Below are 5,506 nucleotides of genomic sequence, written 5' to 3' on the forward strand. Positions count from 1 at the left end.
TTCAGCCATTCTGACACGATGTACCAGCCGCGCTTCTATCAGTCCGATGCGTGGGAAACATGGAGGGTTGGTCGGGCACGCCTCTTACAGATTAATCTCGGTCTCGCTCGAAATCGGTTGCCTGATGAGAGTGTTAATCCCATATACTGCTATTATTATAGTCTCGCATTTCAGGGGAGTTCTTGTACAAGGATAACAGATAATGAACTCATTTGGAGCTTGTCTTCCCGGTGCGGCAAACGAGGTTCGGGTGGTTGTGCAGACAAGACACCAGTGCTTTTCATTCACGGTTATCAAGGATTTGCCTCGCTCTCGTGGACGGAAGCTTTTGAAGTTGATGAAGAGATCCTTTATGGTGGGCCTGGCTACTGGAACCACCTGACCGAGCAACTGCATAATGAGGGCTATGCGGTGTTCGGTTTTCAGTGGCGTTCGTCTCAACGTTTTCAAGATGCGGCGGCAGATTTAGCTGACGCTATCGACCTGATCTATCAGAATACTGGTAACAAGGTCCACATTATCGCACACTCATTTGGTGGTCTGGTGGCTCGCACCTACTTGCAAGGGATGGCCACCGAAAGAGCCTACGCGGATGATGTTGCGAGCCTGATCACCGTTGCGACACCTCACTCAGGAATTGCGGACGAAACAACAATCAACGGCGTAACTCTTCCCAAGGGCAGGTCCCAACACGGTGGTCGAGTGATCGGTCAATGTCGCCAGCTCTCTTGTTACCAGGCAGGTAAAGGACACCCTAATACATACCAGGCTTGGTGGGGGTATGCGGTACCCAAAAATGTGGACTTGAGAAAGTATTTTCGTGTGGACGAGAACCATGCCGGCGCCTTTATAGTGGACTTGGCCAACAATAGTTCGGAAATGCCGGTGCCGATGCTGGCTTTGTATGGTTTGACTTCAGGTTGTTCACCTTCAATGACGCAAAGGTTCGGGGATGGTGATGGGATGATTTCATGGGAAGGGCAACGAGCGCATCCAGGGTTTTCCTGTTCGGACGGAAGCTGTGAGCCCGAGAGTATTAGTCAACTGCAAGATACATCCAGTCATTTTCCAGCTGGCCTCCATGAGTATGTGTTAGGCCTTCCTGCCGCAGATGGACGTAATGTGAAGCCGAATATCGACGACATATATTCAGGCGCTGCGGATGATTTAAGGCGCTTCTGCACCAGATGGGGGTATCGGCACTCGGATAGCAGCCCTGTGTCTCGATACGGATCTATTGGACAGATGGACATTCAGGTAGGTGGGTATGCATGGCATTCGGTTTATACGCAGATAGCGGGCTGGCTAAATGATGCACCAGAAACAGAGCAACCGAACGGAACTAATTCGCTGATCAATGACGGAGTGATCAGGGGTCAGTTGGGGGTTGGGGATATGGATAGCTTCGAGCTTGACCTCAACGCCGGGGAGGCGGCGCATATACGGGTGGCGAGGACTAGTGGAGATTTGCAACCGGAGGTATGGCTTTATAACCCGGACGGGACTTTAGCCCGAACAGACTGGGGTTCCACGGATGCGGAGTTCAATTGCTATTCGACAAGTCGTAGCTGCAAGTTAGAACAGACAGGCACCTATCGCTTGGTGGTGGCGTCCTGGGGATCAAGTCGTTCCGGTAGCTACGTAATTCATTATGCGGGTGTACCACAGTCGAACCAGAGTGTTCCACTCGTCAGTAACGGGGTAGTCAGTGGTGAGTTGACGGTGGGAGACATTGATACTTTCTTATTCTATGCCGTTGCCGGGGATCCAGCGCATATTCGGGTGGCGAGGACTAGTGGGGATTTGCGTCCGTGGGTATGGCTCTATAACCCGGACGGGACTTTAGTCCAAACAGACTGGGGTTCCACGGATGCTGCGTTTAATTGCTATTCGACAAGTCGTAGCTGCAAGTTAGAGCAGACGGGCGCCTATCGCTTGGTGGTGGCCTCCTGGGGGGCGACCCGCACAGGCGAATATAACGTTAGTTTCCAAGGGCCCCCACAGTAAAGGAGTGGTTCGTCTCCGCTGGGTTGCTTCAGAGCGCTCGGGGTGGCTTACAGGGTAAGCAATGGGATGGAGTTCTCCCCACCCTACAACGGCGTCGTTGCGCCATACTGGTGGGTGAGAGTAACACGTACCAGCCCGAGGATGAGGAGAACTCCTGATGAACATTACCCGAGTCGGCGTGGATATCGCAAAGTCTGTCTTCCATGTCCATGGTGTGGATCGCCATAGCCAAGTTCAGTGGCGTGGCAAGTACTCACGCACCAAGTGGATTGATAACATCGTCAAGCGGGTACCCCCCTCGGCGACCTGGGCCGCGTTGACCTGGAAATGGAACTGCCCCTCTTGGATGTCCAGTTCGAAGTGCTTGGCCATCTTGTACTTGTTGATCACCTTGCCCACCCGCACGCCGATCTTGTCGGCCGCCTTCAGTCGGCCACTGGCGACCATGCGTTGCACCGTCTCAAGCTCGCGCGTGGTGGCCTCAAGCAGGGCATTGCGCTTCTCGCCGCGCAGGGTGGCCAATGAGGGATTCCGGCACACGATCAGCCGTTCACCGGGAAATGTGGGATCGCTGAACTCGAAGAGATTGCGCTCATCGAACAGGTCCATCTGGATGGCACCGGTATCGACGAGCTTGCGGATCGCGCCGTTCTTGAGCGCCGTGATCCAGTCCACCCCGCTGCCCCAGCGGACAGTGGCTCCCCTCCAGGTAACTCGAGGACAGGTCATAGAGGACGCGCCCCCCTTCCGCCAGATGCCGACGGGCCAGGCGCTGCTCAATCTTGTCCTGGCGTTCGAGCAGCCAATCCAGCGCCCCATACAACTCATGCTCATCCGCATCGCCAACCCCGAACCACTCGCCCAGCGTACTGTGGTCCCAACTGCGGCTGGTCGCCAGCTTGCTCTGCGGGTCCCGCACCCGCGCAGCGATCATCGCCAGCACCAGATCCCGTTGCTGTGATGGCTTGGAATCCAGCAGGGGTCCCAGGTGCAACCGCTGCATCGCCTGGCCGATCGCCTGCACCGCGCCGTGTGTCCGCGAACGTACCACCTCGAAGAGGCTATCGACCGGAGCCAGCGGCTCCCCCTTGAGGACAGCACGAATCGATTCGGCTTGTTCGCGGGACAGAGACGAGAGATTGGCGAGGGTGCGCTTGACGATGCGGCCGCCTTCGCGGGTGGACTCGCGCAGCAGAATGGCGGGGGGCGAATTGCGATTGGGGACAATGTCGATGTACATGGACTGATTATACCTGAATCCGTGGCCAACCCCGTCTGCCGGACCGGAAATCGGCCCTGGCAGGGGAGCGACCCCGCGAGCGATGTTATGACCGGTGGCCAACCAGCGTTCAGGGTACCTGAAGGCGTTCATCCATGAAATTCGAGCCTTTCCAAGGAGCAGTTGGGGGTGATTCCTGGGGCCGGAGCCACGAGTATCCGCACCGCCTGTGCGCCAGGCTGTGTGCAAGGGTTCAGGATGTGGGCCGACTTTTCCCGCTATCCGGAAGCGCAAGCCTGGAGCTGTGTGAACACTCGCTTGAAGGCAGCAAAGCTGGGGCAGTGCGCGCCAAAGCGCAACCAGACCTGACGGGCGTGGTGAACCAGTTGCGCCGGCAGGCTGATCAACTCCTGGAATACCGTGCGGATGCGACGGCGCTTGGCGGGATGGCGTACGGGCGAGTCATCGCCGATCAGCCCCTGCAGGCCGATCCAGCGCAGGACGTTGTAGACGAAAGTGCCCGCTGCCATGACCAGGGTGTTAGTGTCGAACTTGCCGGAGGGCAGGCGCTCCAGGTCCATGTCGGTCTTGAACTCGGAATGGAATTGCTCGCAGGTGGCATGGCCGCGATACAGGGCGATGATGTCGTCATCGGACAGTTCCAGGGAGGTCCACCAGCCCTCGACCTCCAGGTCGGGGAACACCAGCGCCTGGCCCTTGCGGTCAATGGTGCGCTCCACCACGCGCATGACGCGTCGGAAGGTGTACTCCTGCCCTTGCCAGCTCCGAGTTTCGTCGACGCTGAAGGTGGCGATCCGCTTACCCTCGCGGGGCGCTTCCCACTTGACCTTGCTCGCCTCCAGGCCATCCGCATGCGCCAGCCACTCCGCCGCCGACGCCTGTCGGGGGTTCCACTTGATGATGAAGTCGATGCCTTCGGCCTGCGCGCGCACGCGGTTTTCCAGGGCATCATGGGCACTGTCCAGGCGCATCAGAATGGGGCGTTCAGTGAGGCTGCGCGCCGCCGGCAGCACGCGATCCAGCACGAACCCAAAGCCGTTCTGGCTGTTCTCGGATCCTGGCTTGAGCTCGGTGGCCAAGCACCAACCCTCTTCACCCAGATACGCCGGCATCACGCCGTAGCCGTCAAAGCCCCGATAGGTGTAGCCCACGCCTTCCTTGTGGGTGCCCGAGTTGTCCTGGGCAAACAGATCCAGATCCAGCGCCACGTGGCCGCAGGACAACGGTGTCACCGGCACCTTCGCCTGCTGAAGGAAGGTCAGGTTGGCCTGGTCCAGGGCGCGGGCATAGTCCATGGCCGAGGCATCCATCCGCTGACGCAAGCGCGCTGCCGACAGGCCGCGCTTCAAGCCCATGCAGGACAGAAAGAACGGATCCTTGCGTACCCCCTCGGCGGCTTCAAAGTCGCTTTTGCCCAGGGTGAGCAAACCCAGGTAGGTGCTGAGCACCCGACCATGATCGGTGCCCCGGTAAGATCCCATCGACTTCACCGCCTGATCCAGACGGGATGCCGCAATCGCCTCACCAATCAGTGCCAGCCCCGCATGGGCGGTGAGAATCCGGCGCGGCGACTGCTCAAGGCGGGGTTTTTTGAGGGGCATCTGGGTTCACCCAACTGGTGCAACGGGAAGCCCCGATTTTCTCATTTATCTTATTGTTTTTGAAGGTTAATCATGAAATTTGTCGAGATTTCGTCACGGATTCAGGTTATAGCCCAACGTCACGGGTAGAAAATCAAAAAAGCATGATTTACATGGGTACATTTTCGACTAAAAATTGACCCACCTCACCGAAAACTCAAACACCACCAGCGACTTACCAAGAACATGAGAATGGTTCGCGCTGAAACGTCAGCTTAATGTCCACGCTTGACGTGGGTCATATCGTCTTCTAAAGACTATCGAGGGCGGACGGGTCTGGGGTCTGCCTTGTCAAGCCCATGTCGACGTTGGGTGGACTGGGAACGGGCGGCGGGTCCGGGACGCCGGGGGGGATCCATGATGGGGTGTTATTGCTGGCGGCTGGTGTTGGCGCGAAGGGTGGGGTGTGCGATTGTGATGCTCGCCCTGGCGATGGTGAGCTGGCCGGCACAGGCTGTCGAGCGGGGAGATGACACTCCTTGGCGGGTAACAGAGATCTACCTGGCCACTTTGGGCTACGCACCCGATGTGGAGGGGGTGGATTACTGGGTGGACAATATCCACGGCGACCCGGAATGGACCCCCACCACCGTCGCGCAGAGCTTCTTTGACCAGCCCT

At 58.0% G+C, this 5,506-nt stretch carries 5 protein-coding genes; 2 read left to right on the forward strand and 3 right to left on the reverse strand.

The window, feature by feature from the left end; translation table 11 throughout:
• Window positions 1–2,007: esterase/lipase family protein (locus LPW30_RS15650; RefSeq protein ID WP_239681329.1), on the forward strand; the 2,007-nt coding region annotated here is incomplete at its 5' end.
• A 234-nt stretch (window positions 2,008–2,241) separates the two neighbouring features.
• Here the strand turns inward: LPW30_RS15650 and LPW30_RS15655 are convergent.
• From LPW30_RS15655 to LPW30_RS15665, 3 genes are all read right to left on the reverse strand, one after another.
• Window positions 2,242–2,616, reverse strand: a complete 375-nt coding sequence (locus LPW30_RS15655; protein ID WP_239681330.1) for a hypothetical protein — start codon at window positions 2,614–2,616, stop codon at window positions 2,242–2,244.
• Entirely contained in the window at window positions 2,600–3,247 is a 648-nt protein-coding gene (locus LPW30_RS15660) for a hypothetical protein (protein ID WP_239681331.1), read from the reverse strand. Before LPW30_RS15660 ends, LPW30_RS15655 begins: the two co-directional genes overlap by 17 nt.
• Before the next feature lie 257 nt (window positions 3,248–3,504).
• Window positions 3,505–4,848: an IS1380 family transposase gene (locus LPW30_RS15665; protein ID WP_239681332.1), complete on the reverse strand. Its 1,344-nt coding sequence runs from the start codon at window positions 4,846–4,848 to the stop codon at window positions 3,505–3,507.
• A 456-nt stretch (window positions 4,849–5,304) separates the two neighbouring features.
• Here LPW30_RS15665 and LPW30_RS15670 point away from each other — a divergent pair.
• The coding region (locus LPW30_RS15670) for a DUF4214 domain-containing protein (protein WP_239681333.1) at window positions 5,305–5,506 on the forward strand (202 nt) is incomplete at its 3' end.

The sequence above is a fragment of the Ectothiorhodospira variabilis genome, assembly GCF_022227625.1.
Taxonomy (GTDB): domain Bacteria; phylum Pseudomonadota; class Gammaproteobacteria; order Ectothiorhodospirales; family Ectothiorhodospiraceae; genus Ectothiorhodospira; species Ectothiorhodospira haloalkaliphila.

Coding starts and splice junctions, on each gene's coding strand:
- LPW30_RS15655 (WP_239681330.1), bottom strand. CDS start 2,616: ATGGACCTGTTCGATGAGCGCAATCTCTTCGAGTTCAGCGATCCCACA.
- LPW30_RS15665 (WP_239681332.1), bottom strand. CDS start 4,848: ATGCCCCTCAAAAAACCCCGCCTTGAGCAGTCGCCGCGCCGGATTCTC.
- LPW30_RS15660 (WP_239681331.1), bottom strand. CDS start 3,247: ATGTACATCGACATTGTCCCCAATCGCAATTCGCCCCCCGCCATTCTG.